Here is a 19,057-nt window from a genome sequence, read left to right as displayed (position 1 = left end):
CAGTATGCGTTATGTTTAGTGATTGACTTTCATTTCCACCGGCATCTGGGCAGCGTGCGGATGCTCCGGGCCTGCATAGACCTTGAGCTTCTTGAAGAGCTGGCGGCCGAGGTTGTTGTGCGGAAGCATACCCCAAACGGCGTGCTCGATCACCTTTTCCGGCTTTTTCTGGAGAAGGTCTTTCACGCTGTCGATTCTGACGCCACCGGGATAGTGGGAGTGCGAGAAGTAGGTTTTGTCGTCGTGTTTCTTACCGCTCAGCGCAACTTTGGCGGCGTTGGTCACGACCACGAAATCACCGGTGTCGATGTGGGGGGTAAACTGCGGCTTGTGCTTTCCCCTCAGAACATTCGCGATCTGGGTAGCCATTCTGCCGAGCACCTGGTTCTCCGCATCAATGATGTGCCATGTCCTTTCCACCTCGCCCGGTTTGGCTGAGTATGTTTTAAAACTTAACGTCTTGCTCATGCTTCTCTTTGATTATCTGGTCTATTCCGAAAAATAAGGTCGAACAATGTAATTTATTCCGATTAATTCTACAAACTATTACCTTGTTCTCTTTGCAAGAAGTTTGACACCTCTGAAAAGCGTCATGAGAGACCCGAGTGCAAGGCGGCTGGAGCGGAAAAACCGGAACGTACACGACAGTACGTGAGGATTTTGAGCACCACCCAACGCCGCAATCGGGGTTCGTAACAGCTTTTTAGAGGTGACAGTTATTCAACCCGAAAACGTCCTTTGGACGTTCTCACGCCGCTTAGAGATGAAACCACTGATCGCCCTGGTAGGCCGACCCAACGTCGGCAAATCGACCCTCTTCAACCGCATTCTCAGGCAGAAAAGCGCCATCGTCGATCCCACGCCGGGCGTGACCCGAGATCGCCATATCAGCCCCGGCGAGTGGCAGGGCAAGCAGTTTTTGCTCATGGACACTGGCGGTTACGCGCCCGAAAACGACTCGCTCAGCGTGTCCATGCTCGAACAGACCTTGCGCGCCTTCGAGGATGCCGACGCGATCATCTTCATGGTGGATGCCCGCGCGGGTCTGACCTATCTCGACCTCGACATCACGAAAATCCTGCAAAAGACCTTCAAGGACAAGAAAATCTTTTTCGTGGCTAACAAGGTGGACAATCCACAGGTCGCGCTCGAAGCGCAGTCGCTGGTCAGGAGCGGCTTTACCGAACCCTATTTCATCTCGGCCCGTGACGGCGCGGGGGTGGCGGACATGCTCGATGACGTGCTGGCGAGCCTGCCCTGCCCCGAAGGCGAGGGAATCGAAGAGGACGATTCGATCAAGCTCGCCGTGCTCGGACGCCCCAACGTCGGCAAGTCGAGCATGGTCAACGCCCTGCTCGGCGCGGAACGGCAGATCGTTTCGGACGTGCCAGGCACCACGCGCGACGCCATCGACTCCGTCCTGAAGCGCAACGGCGAGGAATATACGCTCATCGACACGGCGGGCCTGCGCAAACGCACCAAGATCGACGCCGGCATCGAGTTCTACAGCTCGATCAGAACCGCACGCGCCATCGAGCGCTGCAACGTGGCGCTGGTGCTGCTCGACGCCCGGCTCGGCCTCGAAAGCCAGGACATGAAGATCATCCACATGGCCATCGAGCGCAAGAAGGGAGTGCTGATTCTGGTCAACAAATGGGATCTGGTCGAGAAAGATTCCAAAACCAGCAAGGCATTTACCGATAACTTGCAGCAGCAGCTCGGCAACATCGGCTACATTCCGGTGCTCTTCACCTCGGCCTTGACCAAAAAGAACTGCTACCGCGCCATCGACACGGCGGCACAGATCGCGCTGAATCGTCGGCAGAAGATCAGCACCAGCAACCTGAACCGCTTCCTGCAGGAGGCGATCTCGATGAGGCACCCCTCCACCAAATCGGGCAAAGAGCTGAAGATCAAGTACATGACGCAGATCGAGTCGGGCCATCCGGTCTTCGCCTTCTTCTGCAACGACCCGGAGCTGCTCGAAAGCAACTTCCGCCGCTTCCTCGAAAAGCGCCTGCGCGAGCACTTCGACTTCGCGGGAATCCCGATCACCATGCGCTTCCTGCGAAAGTGAGGCGTGGGGAACCGGGGAGCGTGGGACAAGTGGGACTTTTGGGACGTGCGGGACAGGTGGGACAGGTGGGAGGAAGAAGGAAGAGCTGATGCTTACCTCTGATTTTTTTAATTATCAACTATCCATTATCAATTATCAATTATGTCAATACAGAAATCGCAGATCGAGGCCGCGCTTGGCACGGTCATGGAACCCGACCTCGGGCGTGACCTCATGACACTCGGCATGGTCGAAAACATCGCCGTCGATGAGGCTGGCAATGTTTCGTTCACCGTGGTGCTCACCACTCCGGCCTGCCCGATGAAAGAGAAAATCAAGAACTCCTGCATCGACGCCATCAAGGCTGCCGTGCCGGAGGTTGGCTCGATCGACGTCAACATGACCTCGAAGGTCACCTCCTCGTGCAGCCACCACGGCGCGCATGGAGGCCACGGCAATCACGACGGGCATGGCAATCATGGCGCGCACGGCGGCCACGGCGCTCCGCAGAAGATCGATCTTCCGAACGTCAAGAACATCATCGCCGTCGCCTCTGGCAAGGGCGGCGTCGGCAAATCGACCGTGTCGCTCAACCTCGCCGTCAGCCTCGCCGCTTCGGGCGCCAAGGTCGGCCTGATCGACGCCGACCTCTACGGGCCGAGCATCCCGACAATGGTTGGCCTCCAGAACGTCAAGCCCGAGGTGCAGAACCAGAAGCTCATGCCCATCGAAAAGTTCGGCGTCAAGATGATGTCGATCGGCTTCCTCGTTGACCCGGAGACGGCGCTGATCTGGCGCGGCCCGATGGCCTCCAGCGCCATGCGCCAGCTCATCACCGACGTTGACTGGCAGGAACTCGACTACCTGATCTTCGACCTGCCGCCCGGCACCGGCGACATCCAGCTCACCCTCGTGCAAAACCTCGCCATCAGCGGCGCGGTGATCGTCACCACCCCGCAGGAGGTGGCGCTCGCCGACGTCGCCAAGGCGGTCACGATGTTCCGGAAGGTCGGCGTACCGATTCTCGGCCTCGTCGAGAACATGAGCTGGTACGAGCTGCCCGACGGCTCGCGCGACTACATCTTCGGACGCCAGGGCGGTGAAAAGTTCGCCAAGATCAACGCGCTGGCCTTCCTCGGCTCGATTCCGATCAGCAGCTCGATGCGCGAAGGCGGAGATGTCGGCACACCGGCAATCATCGCCAGCCCGGACGCGCCGACCTCGGTAGCGGCCAGCCGCGTCGCCGGTGAAATCGCCCGGCAGATCTCGATTCTGAACGCCAACTGTTCGATGAACTGAAATCGGCGGCGAGGAGCGCAGCCCTGAAACGTTTCAGATTTTTCAGGGTTGCGCCCCGGTTGTTATATTAGGCATTGATTTCAGAAACGAACCAGCAACCCGTTTTTTCATAATCCAAAACCAACAACAAGTTTACAGACCATGAAGGATTATCTGCCAAAAACCGACCCTCTGTACGACAAAGTCATCAGCGCCCTTGAAACCGTCCGCCCCTACCTCCAGGTCGATGGCGGTGACTGCCAGCTTGTCGGCATCACCAAGGATATGGTGGTCGATGTGAAGCTCCTCGGCGCTTGCGGCTCCTGCCCGATGAGCACCCTCACCCTCCGCGCTGGCGTCGAGCAGGCCATCAAGAAAGCCAACCCGGAGATCGCCCGCGTCGAATCGGTCTGAGCAAAACAGCACAGAACAGCAAAACGGCTGCCCGGAAATTACCGAGGCAGCCGTTTTTGTTTTCAGTTGGTTTCAGACCTATAGGACTTATTGGTCTTATTGGACAAAAAACCGCACCCAGATTTTCAATCCAGATTCCGCAGCAGCAGCTCCAGCGAGTCTTCGCTCTTGACGAGCACTTCGCGGGGCTTGCTGCCGTCTCCGGCGCTGACGATGCCGTTGCGTTCGAGCTGATCCATCACCCGGCCCGCGCGGCTGAAGCCGAGGCGCAGGCGACGCTGCAACAGCGAGACGCTCGCCTGCTGGTGCATGACGACAAGCCGGGCGGCCTCCTCGAACATGGCGTCGCGAGCGTCCCGCTCCTGACCGGAGCCGGAGGAGGAGCCGTTGCCGTTCGACCACGGCGGTTCGGGCAGGATGCACTCGGTCTTCAATGGCGCTTGCTGGCCGATAAACTCGGTGATCGCATCGACTTCCGAGAGCGAAATATAGGGGCACTGGATGCGCTCCGGCTTGGACATTTTCGCCGACTGGAAGAGCATGTCGCCGCTGCCCAGCAACTGCTCCGCGCCCGACACGTCGAGAATGGTGCGCGAATCGACCTTGCTGGCCACCTGAAAGGCGATGCGCGACGGGAAGTTGGCCTTGATGATGCCGGTGATGACGTCAACCGACGGGCGCTGCGTGGCCACGATCAGGTGAATGCCGACCGCGCGGGCCATCTGCGCGAGCCGCGTGATCGGCTCCTCCACCTCGCGACCCGCCGTGATCATCAGGTCGGCAAGCTCGTCGATGACGACGACGAGGTAGAACATCGCCTCCGCCTTCATCTTCTTGTTGTACTCGCCGATGTTGCGCACACCGCACTTTTCGAGCAGTTCGTAGCGGTGCTCCATCTCCCGCACCACCGAGCGGAGCGCGGAGACCGCTTTCTGCGGATCGGTGACGATGATCTGATCCTCCATGCCGGGAATTTTCGGCAAGAAGTGATCTTTCAACAGTTTGTACGGTTTCAGCTCAACACGCTTCGGATCGATCAGCACGAACTTCACCTCGTCCGGCTTCTTCGAGTAGAGCAGGCTGGTGAGCAGCACGTTGATCGCCACCGACTTGCCCGCGCCGGTCGCGCCCGCGATCAGCAGATGCGGCATCGAGGCCAGGTCATCGATAATCACCTCGTTCGAGATACTCTTGCCCAGCACGATCGGCAAAGCCATCGTGTTGTTCTTGAACTTTTCGACCTGCAACACGGAGCGCATCACCACCGGCCTCGGCTTGCTGATCGGTATTTCGACGCCGATGGCGTTCTTGCCGGGAATCGGGGCGATGATGCGGATGCCGCCCGACGAGGAGGCCATCGCCATGGCGAGGTCATTTTCGAGCGACTTGATCCGGCTGATCTTCACCTCCGGCGCGAGTTCCAGCTCGAAAAGCGCCACGCGCGGGCCGACGGTGGTGGAGATACGCAGGACATCGATCTTGTAAATTTTCAGCTTTTCGAGCAGGCGATCCTTGGTTTCGGCCAGGTGGCGCTCGTCGTAGCTCTCGTCCTCGTCCTTCGGGCGCTGCAACAGATCGATCGAAGGAAAGCGGTACTGAACATGGTCGTGCGTCCTGACCTTGAGCTTCCTCTCGTCGAGGTCGGCCTCCGCCTCCCGAACGCCCGGATTGATGATCATATCCGGCCCCTCTTCCGACCGGACGATTGCCGGTTCCGGCGCTTCGATCTCCTCGACCTCCGCCGCAATGACGATGGGTTCGGGCGCGGGCAGCCTGGCGGGCGGCGGCGCAGGCTCGGGTTCCGGTTTCGCCTCCCTCACGGAAACCGGAGGCTTGAGCGGTTTTTCAACCGGAGCCGCCTTTGGCTTTGGAGTGCTGCTTTTCGCGGCGCGCTGCTCCTTCTTCTCCCTCTTTTTCCGCTCTTTTTCCTGGGCGACAGCCATCCGCGCCGCCTTTTTCCTGACCTCGCGCTCCTCCTTTTCGCGGCGCTTTCTCGACCGCTCGGCCCTGATCATCCGCACGGTCGCCGACACCTTCGCGAAAAATGCGCTCACGGCGGCAATCGCCTCCGTAATGAAATCGCGGCCCATGTAGAAGGTCAGAAGTGCGCCAATGACAGCGGTGAGAGTCCACGCGCCCGGATAGCCGATGATCGTCGAGAGGAACGAGGCCATCATCCGCCCGGTCGCGCCGGACATCACATCGGCGAACGGCGCGGCGGAGAGGCCGATCATGGCCGACAGGTCGAGCGCCATCAAAAGCGAGTAAACCAGAAAGAAGAGCGCCGGGCCAAGAGGCTTCAGCCTGAACAGATGCCAGCCGAGCGCGAGGAATCCGGCGAGCGGCAGCACCACCGGATAGCCAAGCAGCACCCGGATGAAAAAGACCGAAACCCTCGCCCCGAAGAGGCCAAAGGGGTTGTGAATCGTCCCGGCGACAGCTTTGGCCGCGTTCGAAAAAATCTCGTACCAGGGCAGCGTCACGATGTACGGCTCGTCTTCGGCATGGAAACCGAGCACGGCGGCAATGCAAAAAAGCGCGGCGAGCATCAAGGCGATGCCGCCGGCTTCCGTAACGAGACGATCCCTGAGGAAAGCCTTCATGTCCATCTTTTTTTTCAACAGGGAGATCGGCTCCTTTTCAGATCATGGACGGTCGGTGTGCACGAACGGCAGCCGCCTGACCGCGCCGGGTTGCATGGTTCCGCGAATTTCGACGAAGATCGGCGTACCGCTCTGCGCGTAGTCGAGCAGGAGACTTGCCGTGCCAATTGGCTCCAGGAGCGTCGGCGAGACGGTGCCGCTGCACACCTCGCCAATCTCCTGATGATCGGAGTTATAGACCTTGAAGTGCTGGCGAGGAATGGCGCGCCCTTCGAGGCTGAAGCCAACAACGCTCTTGCGAGGATCGATCTCGACCTGCTCGCAGGCCTGCTTGCCGATGAAGTTCGGCTTGCTCATCTTCACCACCCACTTGAGCCGCGCTTCGAGCGGATTGACATCCTTCTCGATCTCGTGGCCGTAGAGCGAGTAGCCCATTTCGAGCCGCAACGTATCGCGCGCGCCGAGGCCGATAGGCTGGATGCCGTCACTCTTTCCGGCCTCCATCAGCGCCGACCAGAGCGCCACGGCCTTGTCGTTCGGCAGGCAGATTTCAACGCCCGCCTCACCGGTGTAGCCGGTGCGGGCCACCATGATCTGTGCGCCCTCGAACGGCAGCTTCATGAAGTGGAACGAACCGAGCTGTTCGATGCCTGCGCCGGGGAAAACCCGCACGAGAATCTCCATCGCTTTAGGCCCCTGCAAGGCGACGAGCGACAGCTCGCTGGTGTGGTTCTCGAGCGAAACACCCTCGAACTCGCCGACGTGGCTCGAAAGCCAGTCGAAATCCTTTTCGCAGTTGCTCGCATTGACGATCAGGAAAAAGGTATCGGCGCTGACGCGGTAGATGATGAGGTCATCGACGATGCCGCCATCGGGATAGAGCATCAGCGTATATTGCGCCTGTCCGTCCACGACTTTGCCGAGATCGTTGGTGGTCATGTACTGGAGGAACTCCAGCGCCCGCTCGCCGCTGACGTAGAAATTACCCATGTGCGACACATCGAAAAGCCCCGCCGCTTCGCGCACGGCCTTGTGTTCGGCGATAATTCCTGTGTACTGCACCGGCATCAGAAAGCCGCCGAAATCGATCATTTTCGCACCGGCAGCTTCATGCCAGGCTGAGAGCGCAGTCTTTTTCATTGATCTCCTTTATTTGGATAACTCTGTTGGAATTCCTTGTAAAAAAACAATTCGCCGAAAAGATCAAAGCCTTTTTCTCCATACCGCGCAAGAGATTGCGGCCTTCGTTCAGCCGATGATGACCGAGTCGGCAAGCTCGTTGGCGTCGTCCGCCTTGCGGGGAAAGTGCTGGCTCAAGAGCTTGCCGCAGATTCCCACGGCCTGGCGGATCGCCTCGCCCTGCCGCCCGTCACGAATACCTTTCGTGATGGTATCGACCACACCCTGCCAAACCTGCTTGCCCACGACGGCGTCGATGCCGCTGTCGGCAAGCACCCTGACGCTGTGCTCGTAGAGCGAGATGTAGATGAGAATGCCCGTGCGATCGCGCGTCTCGTGCACCTTGCGGTGGTAGAATGAATGAATCGCCGCCTCCTCGACCTCTTCGGCGATCTCGGCGTGGCTCACGAAGGGACGCTTCAAGGCGGAAAAGCGCTTGACCGCTTCGTTCGACGCAATGAAAAAAAGCGCGAACAACATGAGAAAAACCCACATGCTCTCGCTGCCGTACAACATCGTACCGCCGACGGCGAGCACGAGCGAAATTGCGCCGCTCGCGGCCATGATCGCCGAGGGGTAGTTGCTGCTCTCGCCCACCGCCATCACCACGATCTCGCCAGAGGTCGAGGCCTCCGCCTCCCTGACCGTCTCTTCGATCCGGCGGCGCTCCTCGTCGCTAAGAAATTTCTGAATCTTCTGTTTCATGCGTTTTCCGGAATGGAGTTCGTTGCCTTACCAGTCGCCCGATGCTCCGCCGCCGCCGAAGCCGCCGCCACCGCCGCTGAATCCACCCCCGCCACCGAAGCCGCCCGAGCCGCCGCCGGAGGTGAAGATGCCGCCGCCCGGCCCCGGAAAACCGCCGGAGACGAACGGCCCGCCGTGATGGCGTCCACCGAACATGCGGAGATAGAAGAACAGCACGGCGAGGATGATGAGCACGACCAGAGCCGACGGCTTGTCTTTATCACCCTTTTTGGGTTCGGCCTTGTACTCGCCCTTCACCGCCTCGACGAGCGCGTCAGCCGCGCCGGTGAACCCCGCGTCGAAATCTCCGCTTTTGAACGCAGGCTGGATGACGCCGCGAATGATGCGGCCCGATTCGAGATCGGTCAGTGTGCCCTCAAGCCCGTAGCCTACCTCGATGCGCACCTTGCGGTCGCCCTTCGAGACGATCAGCAGGACGCCGTTGTCCCGCTTTTCGTCACCAAGCTTCCACGCCTCGGCGACCCGGATCGAGAACTCATCGATCGGCTCGCCTTCGAGCGACGGCACCGTGAGCATCGCGATCTGCGTCCCGTCCTCGGCTTCGAGCGCGGCGAGCTTCTGCTCGATCTGCTGACGGGCCTGTGGCGAAATCATTCCGGCATAATCGTTCACCCGCTGCTTCAGCGCGGGCGCGGGCGGAAAAGCCGCCATGAGCGGTGCGGCTGCCAGCATGAACGCCAGCGCGAAAAGTGCGGACGACAGCCAGCGTGATCTGTTGCGGATACTCATCGACAGACAGCTCAGAATTTCACCTGCGGCACGACTTTGGCCGCCTCGTCCGCCTTGAAATAGGCCTTGGGCTTCAACTTGAGCGCCACGCTGTTGGTGATGGAGTTCGGGAAAATGCGGATCGAGGAGTTGAAAACCTGCGCCGCTTCGTTGTAGCGCTGGCGGGCGACGCTGATACGGTTCTCCGTACCTTCGAGCTGCACCTGCAAGTCACGGAAGTTCTGCGTGGCCTTCAGGTCGGGATAGCGCTCGACGGTGACGAGGAGACGCGACAGCGAGGATGAGAGCTGGCCCTGCGCCGCCTGGAACTTCGACATGGCGTCCGGATCGCTGAGCATCTCCGGCGTGAGCTGGATGGAGGTCGCCTTGGCGCGGGCCTCGATGACCGCCTGAAGCGTCTCCTTCTCGAAATTGGCCGCGCCCTTCACCGTGGCCACGAGGTTCGGCACGAGATCGGAACGGCGCTGAAGCTGCGATTCGAGATCGCCCCACGCGCGATTGACCGCCTCTTCGTTCTGCTGAATCGTATTGTAACCGCACCCGCTCAGCATGACGAGCGCCATCAGAAAGGGAAATACCCTTGAAATATATCGTATCATTGCATTGCATTTTCGGTTTGAAAAGTCTGGTAACACCGCTCAAAATAGAACATTCATGTGCCCGATGCAAACCGGCCCGCCGCTGAGGATGGTGTATTTTTTTGGCACGTCAGGGTTAGAGATGGGCTGGAAAATAAAAAGGACAGCAAGGACTCAAAGGACTTCAAGGACGAAGAATGAAGATCGATTCTCCCCACCTTGTTGTCCTTGCTGTCCCTTCACCCATCTCTTCACGCCTCAGCCTCCATCTCCGGCGAATACTTTCCCTCGCGGGCCAGCCCGTTGAGGCGGGCGCGTTTCTTCAGCGCCTGTTGCGCGGCAGCCATGTTGCTCTCCTGACCTTTCCATGCCGCCAGCACGGGAGCTTGCAGGGCGCGTCCGTAGGAAAAGCTGACCTCCCAGGGGTGCCGCCCCATCTTGTTCATGGCGTTGAGATTGGCGGTGGCCTCCTCGGCCTTCTGGCCGCCGGACAGAAACACGATACCCGGCACGGCTGCCGGAACGTAACGGCTCAGGCAGCGAATCGTGGCTTCGGCAATCTCCTCCGGACTGTTCTGATGCGGACAATTTTTACCCGCGATCACCATGTTCGGCTTCAGCAACATTCCCTCGAAGAGTACGCGATGCGCATCGAGTTCGGCAAACACCGCTTCGAGCACCCTTGCCGTCACCGCCTCGCAGCGCTCGATGTCGTGCCCGCCATCCATGAGCACCTCCGGCTCGACAATCGGCACAAGCCCCTCCTCCTGACACAGCGCGGCGTAACGCGCCAGCGCATAAGCGTTCGCCCGGATGCCGAACGGCGACGGCACATCGCGCTCGTCGATCTGGATCACGGCCCGCCACTTCGCGAATCCGGCCCCAAGCTCCCGGTACTCGACGAGCCGGTCACGCAAGCCATCCAGCCCCTCGGTCACCTTTTCGTCGGGATAGCAAGCCAGCGCCCTGGCTCCCCTGTCCACCTTGATGCCGGGCACGATGCCGCGATCCGCAAGCAATCTGGCGAAAGGAACGCCGTCAAGGGTGGACTGGCGGATCGTTTCATCGAACAGAATGACGCCCCCGATCTCTTGCTCGATCCCTTCGGTCGTGAACAGAATTTCACGATACCGCCGACGGGTCGGCTCCGTTGACTCGACATCGATGGAATCGAGCCGCTTCTTGATGGTCGGGGAGCTTTCATCAGCCGCCAAAACTCCCTTCGCATGCGACACAATGGCAGACGCCACTACGCTCAACTTCTGCTTGTCCATACAATCCTCCTCTCATTTTGCATTCGTAACTTGTGCCCAACACCCCAACAATGAACGAGTCACCTTGATTCCCGAACTGCCGATCATGTATAGCACAGCGCTGCAATCGAAAATCATCCTCACCGTCCCGCACGAGTTCCGCACCCGAACGCGGCGCAAAAGACGCTGAGGCGAAGGCTTTTTTCAGGTATTCCGGAAGTGCGGAGAGGAAAGCGATGCTAAAAAGGGGTATTTGAAGCGAGAGGAGAAAAAGAAAAAGCGCACGGTGACATCAAAAAAAATTGTCGCCGTACGCTTTTTTACAAGCCATGCAACTTACCGTTTCGGGCCAAACAAAAGCCAGAGCAGCAAGCCGACGAGCGGCAAAAGCAGGATAATCAGCACCCACAGGAGTTTCTTTCCGGTCACTGAAGGACTTTGAACAATCTGGACGATAACCCAGATATCGATGGCAAATACGACCAGCGAAAACAATCCACCAAGCTCGAGTCCCATAAGATTCTCCCTGTTTTGGTTTGACTATAAAGCCCTTTCAGGTGACAAAAGAGGCCTCATTTGCCCTTGATAATATCATCGAGTTTGGCTGCCCATTCGTCAAGCTTTTTCTCGGCGTCCTCCTTCGTAATGCCGTAACGCTCCTGTATTTTTCCTGAGAGGTTTTCACGCTTTCCTGCCGCCACTTCAAGGTCGTCATCGGTAAGGTCACCCCACTGTTCCCTGACTTTGCCTTTGAACTGCTTCCAGTTGCCTTCGATACGATCCCAATTCATAATAACCTCCATAGTTGATAGTTGCTGTTCATGAGAAATCGATACTGACATGGCAGAACATCACCACAACCAGTTAAAACAGAGAGTACTTTATGATTGTTCCCCGTGTGCATGATCAGGGGTTATAGTAACCGGGCAGCCACAAGAGCCGCCCTCAGCAAATCCGCGGCAACTGCTCGCCGAGCGGCATCTCCACGATGCGGCGGCTGCCGAATGGCGTGCGCATGACAACCATGCCGGGGTGCTCTTCAACCACTTTGCCGACAATCGCGGCTTCTTTGCCGTGCTCGTGCGCTCGCATGGCGGCGAGCGCGGCATCGGCTTCGGCGGCGGGCACAATAATCAGCACTTTGCCTTCGTTGGCGACGGTCAGCGGATCGATGCCGAGCAGTTCGGCGGCTCCGCGCACCTCTTCGCGCACGGGGATGGCGGCTTCGTCGAGTTCGATGCCGACGGAGGATGAGTTCGCCAGTTCGTTGAGCGTGGCCGCGACGCCGCCACGGGTGGGGTCGCGCATGGCGTGGACATTCGGCGCGACAACGAGCAGGTCGGCGATCATGCCGTTCAGGGCGGCGGAGTCGCTCCGGATGCGGCTCTGGAAGGAGAGTCCTTCGCGGGTGGTGAGGATCGCCATGCCGTGGTCGCCGATAGTGCCGGAGAGCAGCACCGCGTCGCCGGGCCGGAGGTTGCGGCACGACACGTCGCGCCCCGGCGGAATGAAGCCGACGCCGGAGGTGTTGATGAAAATCCGGTCGCACTGCCCTTTCTGCACCACTTTCGTGTCGCCGCACGCGATCACCACCCCGGCCTTCCGCGCGGCCTCGGCCATGCTCGCGACGATCCGTTCGAGGTCGGCGAGCGGCAACCCCTCTTCGAGCACGAACCCGGCGCTGAGGTAACGCGGCACCGCGCCGCCGACGGCGAGGTCGTTCACCGTGCCGTTGACCGCCAGATCGCCGATGTTCCCGCCGGGGAAAAAGATCGGCGAAACGACGTAGGTGTCGGTGGTGAACGCGATGCGCCCCGGCTCGGCCTCGAACCGCGCCTGGTCGTCGAGCTGGTCGAGCACCGGATTACCGAGATGCGGCATGAACACCCGCGCCGTCAGCTCCTGCGACAAACGCCCCCCCGCGCCATGAGCCATCTGGACGGTTTCATGCTGAAGAATTGGAGCCGGACAACTGAGCTGCATGGGTGTAAGGGATTGGTGTGTTATTGTTTCAGGTCTTTCAACAATCGGCTAAACACTTTCTGATAAGCATCTTGCTCTTCCCATTTGGTGAAATCGCCGATGTTGCGTTGAGTCCTAACGCTGGAAGCCCAACCTGTTTTGCTGTCCATAACCGCAGCATCCAGACGAATAGGAAATAAAACATCCGTTCCTCGCTCTTTCTCAAGTTCAAAGGCATGTTCTACTTCGTCCTCTACCCAACCACTCTTAACTGAATGTTCCGAGAGAACCAAAAGAAGCTTGTCATGATTTCGAATTTCTTCATGAAGAGTCGGCCTTGTTTTTGCACCAATAGGCAAATCATGGGGAGCATAGTAGCACCGAACGCCTTTCTCTTGAAGATCGGCATAAAGCTGATCCACAAAAACCTTATCTAATGAGCTATGGCTGATAAAGCACGAGTAGTAATCACTCGCCTTTGGGTTCAGTGAATGAATGCTTTTAATTAAAATGTCGGGCAAGCCACATCCCCGCAGAAAGATATCCGGCATATCGCCATTCGATGCATAAATCGTATCAATGCCGAGTGTGGATGGAGCGACGTGTCTAATAGTTTCCAATTCGATGGCTTTACTGAGATCAACGGCACCAAACAATGTATGTCCTGCAAAGGCTCCAGTGAATTTAGCACCACTTATATCTGCCCCATTAAAGTATGTCCAATTGAGGCTTGTCTTACTGAGATTTGCATTGTCAAGTTCCGCGAAGCTGAGATTTGCACTGAAAAGATTTGAACCGCTGAGATCTGCTCCGCTGAGACGTGCATAGATCAGGTTTGACTTGCTGAGATTTGCCCCGCTCAGGTTTGCATCCCATAAGAATGCTTTATGGAGATCAGCTTCGCTGAGACTTGCATTGCTCAAGTCAGCCTCGATAAGATCAGCTTCACTGAGATTTGCCCAGTCAAGATTTGCTCCTTTAAGATTTGCTCCTTTGAGTTGTGCGCAACAAAGGTCTGGCCTCAAATCCGGATTTGCTTCCCGCGCCGCATTCCATTCATCCACCGATCTCAGGAGCAGCTCTTTCGTCAGGATATTTTTTTCCATAAAATCATCTTTTTTCAGCTCTTGCGGTGATAGCGGTAATACGCGGCGCATGCTCCTTCGGAGGAGACCATCGTTGCGCCGAGCGGGGTTTGCGGGGTGCATTCTCGCGCGAAGGCCGGGCAGTCGGAGGGTTTGAGGTGGCCTTGCAGCACCTCGCCGCTCCGGCAAAGGGGCGACTCGCGCGGGGCGATGTGGCCCACGTCGAAGCGCTTTTCGGCGTCGAAGCGCTCGTACTCCCGGCGCAGCACGAGGCCGCTTGCCGGAATGACGCCGATGCCGCGCCACGGACGGTCGGCCACCTCGAACACCTCCTGCATCACCCGCCGCGCCTGCGGATTGCCCTCGCGGCTGACCACGCGCCCGTAAGCGTTCACCACGCCACTCCGGCCCGCTTCGAGCAGCTCGACCGTCTTCAGAATCGCGTCGAGCAGATCGACAGGCTCGAATCCGGCGGGCACGATCGGCACGCCAAACTGTTCGGCAACCGGCTCGTACTCCTCGTACCCCATGATGGCGCAGACGTGCCCGGCGGCGAGGAACCCCTGCACCCGGTTGCCGGGCGACGAAAGAATCGCCCGCATGGCCGGAGGCACCATCACCTGACTCACCAGCTCGCTGAAATTCGTAAGCCCCTCCCGCGCCGCCTGCCGAACGGCCATCGCGTTGGCCGGAGCCGTGGTCTCGAAGCCGACGGCGAGAAACACCACCTCTTTTTCGAGATTGTCACGCGCGATCTGCAACGCTTCGAGCGGCGAAAAAACGACGCGCACATCCGCCCCCTCGCTCCGCGCCATGAACAGGTCTTTCGAGTTGCCCGGCACGCGCAGCATGTCGCCGAAGCTCGCGAGGATCGTGCCCGGCATGGCCGCAATCGCCAGCGCCCGCTCGATGGTTTCCAGCGGCGTCACGCACACCGGACACCCCGGCCCATGCACGAGCCGAACGTTCGGCGGCAGAAGCTGGTCGATGCCGTTGCGCATGATCGAATGCGTCTGCCCACCGCAAATCTCCATGATCGTCCAGTCACGCCGAGCCACCTGCCGGATGCGATCAAGCAAAGCACGAGCGCGAGCCGGGTCGCGGTATTCGTCGATGAATTTCATGGGCGGTCAACGGTCATCGTTCGGTTCGCCGTTCACATCGAACGCGCCGCTACGGATCAGCTCGTCCCAGAGCTTGAGGCTCTCGGCAGCCTCCTCCTCATCGATGATCTTCAGCGCAAATCCTGCGTGAACAATGGTGTACTGGCCGATGGCGATCTCCGGCACGTATTCGAGGCAGGCTTTTGTGAGAGCGCCGCTGATATCGACCGTGCCCATCTTCAGGCCGTTCTCTTCACGAATTTCTATGACTTTTCCCGGAATAGCGAGGCACATGGTTTCAATGGTAGTTTCAGGTTAAATAGCGAGTCTTTTACAAAAGTGGACGAGGTGGACTTTGTGGACAAATATTTCTTTTTCAATTCATAATTCACAATTCACAATTCATAATTCCTTTGTACCGCCCTCGCAAAAACTCCCGCCCAATCACAGCCTGCCCGAGGCTTATGCCGCCGTCGTTCGTGGGGAGTTGCTCGTGCATGAGCACTTTATAGCCGTTGCTTTCGAGGTTGTGGGCGAGGGCTTCGGTCAGGAGCTGGTTCTGGAAGACGCCGCCGCTGAGGGCTATGGTTTTCAGGCCGGTTTCGTGGCTGGCCATGTGCGCTGCTTCCGCAAGCATTCCGACGAGCGTTCGGTGGAAACGTTGGGCGACCTCGGTGGCTCCTGCGCCAGCGCGGACGGCGGCGGCGATTTCGCGGAGCATGGGCGAGAGCAGCATCAGCCAGCGACCGTGCTGGCGCTCGAAGCCGAAGCTGTAGCCCGCGTCGGCGATTCTGCCGCCCGCCGCTTGCATCAGCTCGATGGCCGCCTGCCCTTCGTAGTGCGCTTCGTGGCGTAGGCCGGAGACCGAGGCTACGGCGTCGAAGAGCCGTCCGCAGCCGGAGCTTTCCGCCGTGCCGACTCCTTTATCGAGCATTTCGAGCACCTGCGCGGCCTGCGGCTGGCGGAAGCACTCCAGCCCCTCGGGCGACACGCCGCTTCGGTGCAACCAGCCGAGCGCCGTGCGCCACACCTGCCGCACCGCCGCATCGCCGCCGGGCAGCGGCATCGGCTCCAGCGAGGCGAAGCGGACGGCTCCAGCGGCATCACCGATCAGTACCTCGCCGCCCCACGCGGTGTCGTCGGTGCCGTAGCCGACGCCATCGAGCATGAGGCCGATGGCCGGGCCGCTATGGCGATGCTCGGCGAGGCAGGAAGCGAGATGCGCGTGATGGTGCTGTACGCCGAGCGTCGGCTTGCCCTGCTCCAGCGCCCAGCGCGTGGTCATGTAGGCGGGATGGAGGTCGTGCACGAGTAACTCCGCCTCCGTCCTGAAGATACGCTGCATGTGCGCGGCCACATCGTCGAAGTGGCGATACGCCTCGTAGTTTTTCATATCGCCGATGTGCTGGCTCATGAACGCCTCGCCGCCCTTCGCGAGGCAGAGCGCATTTTTCAGCTCGCCGCCCGTACCGAGCACCGGCGGGCCGCTTTCGAGGAGCCTGATCGGCGCGGGCGCGTAGCCCCGGCTCCGGCGGATCATCCGCACGGCTCCGGCGAGTTGGACAACCACCGAGTCATCGCAGCGCCGGGCGATGGGGCGGTCGTGCATCAGGAACGCATCGGCGATGCCCGCCAGCCGTTCGAGCGCCTCGGCGTTGTCGGCGACGAGCGGCTCCTCGCTGAAGTTCGCGCTCGTCATGACCAGCGCCTCCGGCCCTTCGCGCAAGAGCAGAAAGTGCAGCGGCGAGTAGGGCAGCATCACGCCAAGCCGGTCGTTGCCCGGCGCGATGGACGCGGCGAGCCGCAAATCGGCGCGCTTGCGAAGCAGCACGATGGGCGCTTGCGGCGAGGCGAGCGCGACCTCCTCATCCGCGCCGATCTCGCACAGCTCGCGGGCAGCGGCGAGGTCGCGCACCATCACGGCGAACGGCTTCTCCTCGCGCCCCTTACGGCTTCGGAGCCGCTGGACGGCCTCCTCGTTCGAGGCATCGACGGCGAGATGGAATCCACCGACGCCCTTGATGGCAAGAATCTTCCCACCCGACAGCAACTCCCCCGCCGCCAAAATTTCGTCGTCAAACTCCAGCCGGAGGCCGGACACGTCGCGCAGTTCGAGCTTCGGCCCGCACACCGGGCAGGCGTTCGGCTGGGCGTGGAAGCGGCGGTCGGCGGGGTCGCCGTACTCGCGCTGACACTCCGGGCACAGCGAAAAACCTTTCATCGTGGTGAACGGGCGGTCGTAGGGAATGCGCTCGACGATGGTGTAGCGCGGCCCGCAATCGGTGCAGTTGGTGAAGGCGTAGCGATAGCGGCGGTTGGCGGAATCGGCGATGTCTCGCAGGCAGGCCGCGCAGACAGCGATGTCGGGCGAGATGAGCGTCTGCATCGATTCGCCGCTGGACGATTCCAGAATGACGAATCCCGGTTCGCCTTCGACCAGCGCAATCTCTTGGCGGACGAGCGAGGCGATGCGGGCGAGCGGCGGCGCTTCGTCGCGCAGAGCAGCTTCGAAGCGGTCGAGATTGTCCGGCTCGCCCTCAACCTCGATCACCACGCCGGAGCCGGTGTTGCGGACAAATCCCGTCAGCTCGAAACGACCAGCAAGCCGCCACGCGAAAGGGCGGAACCCCACCCCCTGCACGATGCCGCCAACGGCGAAACGACGACGTTCGCTCTTCGGACGAGCGCTCAGAGCGCCGCGAGCTTCGAGGTCAGCCATGCCGTCCACTGGTCGAAACCCTCGCCGGTTTTCGCGGAAACCTCGATCCATTCGAGATGGTGATTGACCTGCATGGCGTAATCACGGCACTTGGCCACGTCGAAATCGAGATGCGGCAGCAGGTCGATCTTGTTGAGCAGCACGACATCCGCATGATGGAACATCGTGGGATATTTGATGGGCTTGTCCTCGCCCTCGGTCACGCTGATGACCACCACCTTCGCCGCTTCGCCGAGATCGAAGAGCGCCGGGCAGACCAGGTTGCCCACGTTCTCGATGCAAAGCAGCGAGCGCTCCGGCGGATCGAGTTCGCGGACAGCGCGTTGCACCATCTGCGCGTCGAGGTGGCAGCCGGTGCCGGTGTTCACCTGAATCACCGGCACACCAAGTGCGTCGATGCGGTCGGCGTCGTTGGTGGTCTGCTGGTCGCCCTCGATCACCGTGACGGGGGACTGCTCCAGCAGCATCGGGATCGTTTTTTCAAGAATCGAGGTCTTGCCAGATCCGGGAGAGCTGAGGAAGTTCAGCGCCAGCACCCGCCGCGCCTCGAACCAGCCGCGGTTGCGCTCGGCGAGCAGATTGTTCTGCAACAGCACATCCTGCTCGACCTGGACCTTGCGCGCCTCGCCGTGATGGTGGTGATGATCGTGTCCGTGGTCATGATGGTGGTCGTGACCATGTTCATGCTCGTGATGGTGATGATGGCCGCCCTCATCGCCGACATGAACGTGATACTCCTTCGCGCCCGGCTTGCGCAGCACCGCACCACCATCGCCCGAACAACCGCAGGTATCGCACATATTCTTTACTCCCGTTGAATCTGGTAATTATTTCTCTTAGCCTCGATCCGACAGATCAGGCTGATCGGTCGGATCAATTTTTATTCTATCGTGAACGAGCGCACCGCGAGTTCCTCGCCGGATTCGATTCGCACCCGGAACTGCCCACATTGCGGGCACTTCGCGTAGAAGCTCGACACCGCAAACTCCGCGCCGCACGATTCGCAGCGGCCCCGCCCCTCCGGCTCTTCGATCAGGAGTTCGGCTCCATCGGCAAGCGTGTCGCGCGTGGCCGCGTCGAAACAGAACTTCAGCGACTCGACCTGTACGCCCGCCAGCTTTCCGACCACCAGTTCGATGCCGGTAATTTTGACGCCACCCTCCTCGCAGGCCTTGCCGAGAACGGCCTCGATCACCGACATGGCGATGGACATTTCGTGCATGGGCCTTCCGTCATTTTCAGATAAACAAACTTTCGACACCACGTACCCGAATCGGGCGAAAACAGTTCCTTAGCGGCGTTTCGGGCGGTGGTGAATGATCGTCAAAATTTT

At 59.8% G+C, this 19,057-nt stretch carries 19 protein-coding genes; 3 read left to right on the top strand and 16 right to left on the bottom strand.

Annotated elements, in window-relative coordinates; translation table 11 throughout:
* Positions 1-15 precede the first annotated feature (15 nt).
* Positions 16-468 carry a 50S ribosomal protein L13 gene (rplM, locus tag FGF66_RS02870; RefSeq protein ID WP_139456191.1) on the bottom strand — a complete coding sequence of 151 codons (453 nt, stop codon included), beginning with the start codon at positions 466-468 and terminating at the stop codon, positions 16-18.
* Positions 469-763: 295 nt separating this feature from the next.
* Between rplM and der the strand changes: the two genes are divergently transcribed.
* The 3 genes from der (at position 764) to FGF66_RS02855 (ending at position 3,748) form a co-directional block, all read left to right on the top strand.
* Positions 764-2,077 (top strand): ribosome biogenesis GTPase Der, encoded by a 1,314-nt coding sequence (der, locus tag FGF66_RS02865; RefSeq protein WP_139456190.1) that lies wholly within the window; start codon positions 764-766, stop codon positions 2,075-2,077.
* Between the two features lie 138 nt (positions 2,078-2,215).
* A complete protein-coding gene (locus tag FGF66_RS02860) occupies positions 2,216-3,355 on the top strand; it encodes an Mrp/NBP35 family ATP-binding protein (protein WP_139456189.1) in 1,140 nt (379 codons plus the stop codon).
* 141 nt (positions 3,356-3,496) lie between these two features.
* Positions 3,497-3,748, top strand: coding sequence for a NifU family protein (locus tag FGF66_RS02855; protein ID WP_139456188.1), 252 nt, complete (start codon positions 3,497-3,499; stop codon positions 3,746-3,748).
* A gap of 125 nt (positions 3,749-3,873) precedes the next feature.
* Here FGF66_RS02855 and FGF66_RS02850 read toward each other — a convergent pair whose 3' ends face one another.
* The 15 genes from FGF66_RS02850 to hypA all read right to left on the bottom strand — a co-directional run bounded on the left by FGF66_RS02850 (position 3,874) and on the right by hypA (position 18,946).
* A complete protein-coding gene (locus tag FGF66_RS02850) occupies positions 3,874-6,357 on the bottom strand; it encodes a DNA translocase FtsK (RefSeq protein WP_281279043.1) in 2,484 nt (827 codons plus the stop codon).
* Between the two features lie 36 nt (positions 6,358-6,393).
* Positions 6,394-7,491, bottom strand: coding sequence for a glycine cleavage system aminomethyltransferase GcvT (gene gcvT / locus FGF66_RS02845; protein WP_139456187.1), 1,098 nt, complete (start codon positions 7,489-7,491; stop codon positions 6,394-6,396).
* Between the two features lie 108 nt (positions 7,492-7,599).
* Entirely contained in the window at positions 7,600-8,235 is a 636-nt protein-coding gene (locus tag FGF66_RS02840) for a TPM domain-containing protein (RefSeq protein ID WP_139456186.1), read from the bottom strand.
* Between the two features lie 27 nt (positions 8,236-8,262).
* Positions 8,263-9,024, bottom strand: a complete 762-nt coding sequence (locus FGF66_RS02835; protein WP_139456185.1) for a TPM domain-containing protein — start codon at positions 9,022-9,024, stop codon at positions 8,263-8,265.
* Between the two features lie 11 nt (positions 9,025-9,035).
* Complete coding sequence (locus tag FGF66_RS02830; RefSeq protein WP_139456184.1) at positions 9,036-9,623, bottom strand: LemA family protein; 588 nt, start codon at positions 9,621-9,623, stop codon at positions 9,036-9,038.
* Between the two features lie 230 nt (positions 9,624-9,853).
* A complete protein-coding gene (locus FGF66_RS02825) occupies positions 9,854-10,876 on the bottom strand; it encodes a class I fructose-bisphosphate aldolase (RefSeq protein ID WP_139456183.1) in 1,023 nt (340 codons plus the stop codon).
* Positions 10,877-11,191: 315 nt separating this feature from the next.
* Complete coding sequence (locus FGF66_RS02820) at positions 11,192-11,371, bottom strand: PLDc N-terminal domain-containing protein (protein ID WP_139456182.1); 180 nt, start codon at positions 11,369-11,371, stop codon at positions 11,192-11,194.
* 56 nt (positions 11,372-11,427) lie between these two features.
* Positions 11,428-11,646 (bottom strand): CsbD family protein, encoded by a 219-nt coding sequence (locus tag FGF66_RS02815; RefSeq protein WP_139456181.1) that lies wholly within the window; start codon positions 11,644-11,646, stop codon positions 11,428-11,430.
* A gap of 154 nt (positions 11,647-11,800) precedes the next feature.
* Positions 11,801-12,838, bottom strand: a complete 1,038-nt coding sequence (gene hypE / locus FGF66_RS02810; RefSeq protein ID WP_139456180.1) for a hydrogenase expression/formation protein HypE — start codon at positions 12,836-12,838, stop codon at positions 11,801-11,803.
* A gap of 20 nt (positions 12,839-12,858) precedes the next feature.
* The gene (locus FGF66_RS02805; protein ID WP_246046528.1) at positions 12,859-13,974 is read right to left on the bottom strand and encodes a toll/interleukin-1 receptor domain-containing protein; all 1,116 of its coding nucleotides are present in this window, start codon (positions 13,972-13,974) and stop codon (positions 12,859-12,861) included.
* Positions 13,938-15,026, bottom strand: coding sequence for a hydrogenase formation protein HypD (gene hypD, locus FGF66_RS02800; RefSeq protein ID WP_139456179.1), 1,089 nt, complete (start codon positions 15,024-15,026; stop codon positions 13,938-13,940). Before hypD ends, FGF66_RS02805 begins: the two co-directional genes overlap by 37 nt.
* Before the next feature lie 6 nt (positions 15,027-15,032).
* Positions 15,033-15,299, bottom strand: coding sequence for a HypC/HybG/HupF family hydrogenase formation chaperone (locus tag FGF66_RS02795; RefSeq protein WP_139456178.1), 267 nt, complete (start codon positions 15,297-15,299; stop codon positions 15,033-15,035).
* A gap of 94 nt (positions 15,300-15,393) precedes the next feature.
* Positions 15,394-17,724 (bottom strand): carbamoyltransferase HypF, encoded by a 2,331-nt coding sequence (gene hypF, locus FGF66_RS02790; protein ID WP_139456177.1) that lies wholly within the window; start codon positions 17,722-17,724, stop codon positions 15,394-15,396.
* Positions 17,694-18,524: a hydrogenase nickel incorporation protein HypB gene (gene hypB, locus FGF66_RS02785; RefSeq protein ID WP_139456176.1), complete on the bottom strand. Its 831-nt coding sequence runs from the start codon at positions 18,522-18,524 to the stop codon at positions 17,694-17,696. The genes hypF and hypB overlap by 31 nt, the downstream gene beginning before the upstream one ends.
* A gap of 80 nt (positions 18,525-18,604) precedes the next feature.
* On the bottom strand, positions 18,605-18,946 hold the full coding sequence (gene hypA, locus FGF66_RS02780) for a hydrogenase maturation nickel metallochaperone HypA (RefSeq protein ID WP_139456175.1): 342 nt from the start codon (positions 18,944-18,946) through the stop codon (positions 18,605-18,607).
* Between the last annotated feature and the right edge of the window lie 111 nt (positions 18,947-19,057).

Origin of the sequence: Chlorobaculum thiosulfatiphilum (genome assembly GCF_006265165.1) — a bacterium.
In the GTDB taxonomy this organism is placed as follows: domain Bacteria; phylum Bacteroidota; class Chlorobiia; order Chlorobiales; family Chlorobiaceae; genus Chlorobaculum; species Chlorobaculum thiosulfatiphilum.
This window is presented reverse-complemented; position numbering and strand designations above follow the sequence as displayed.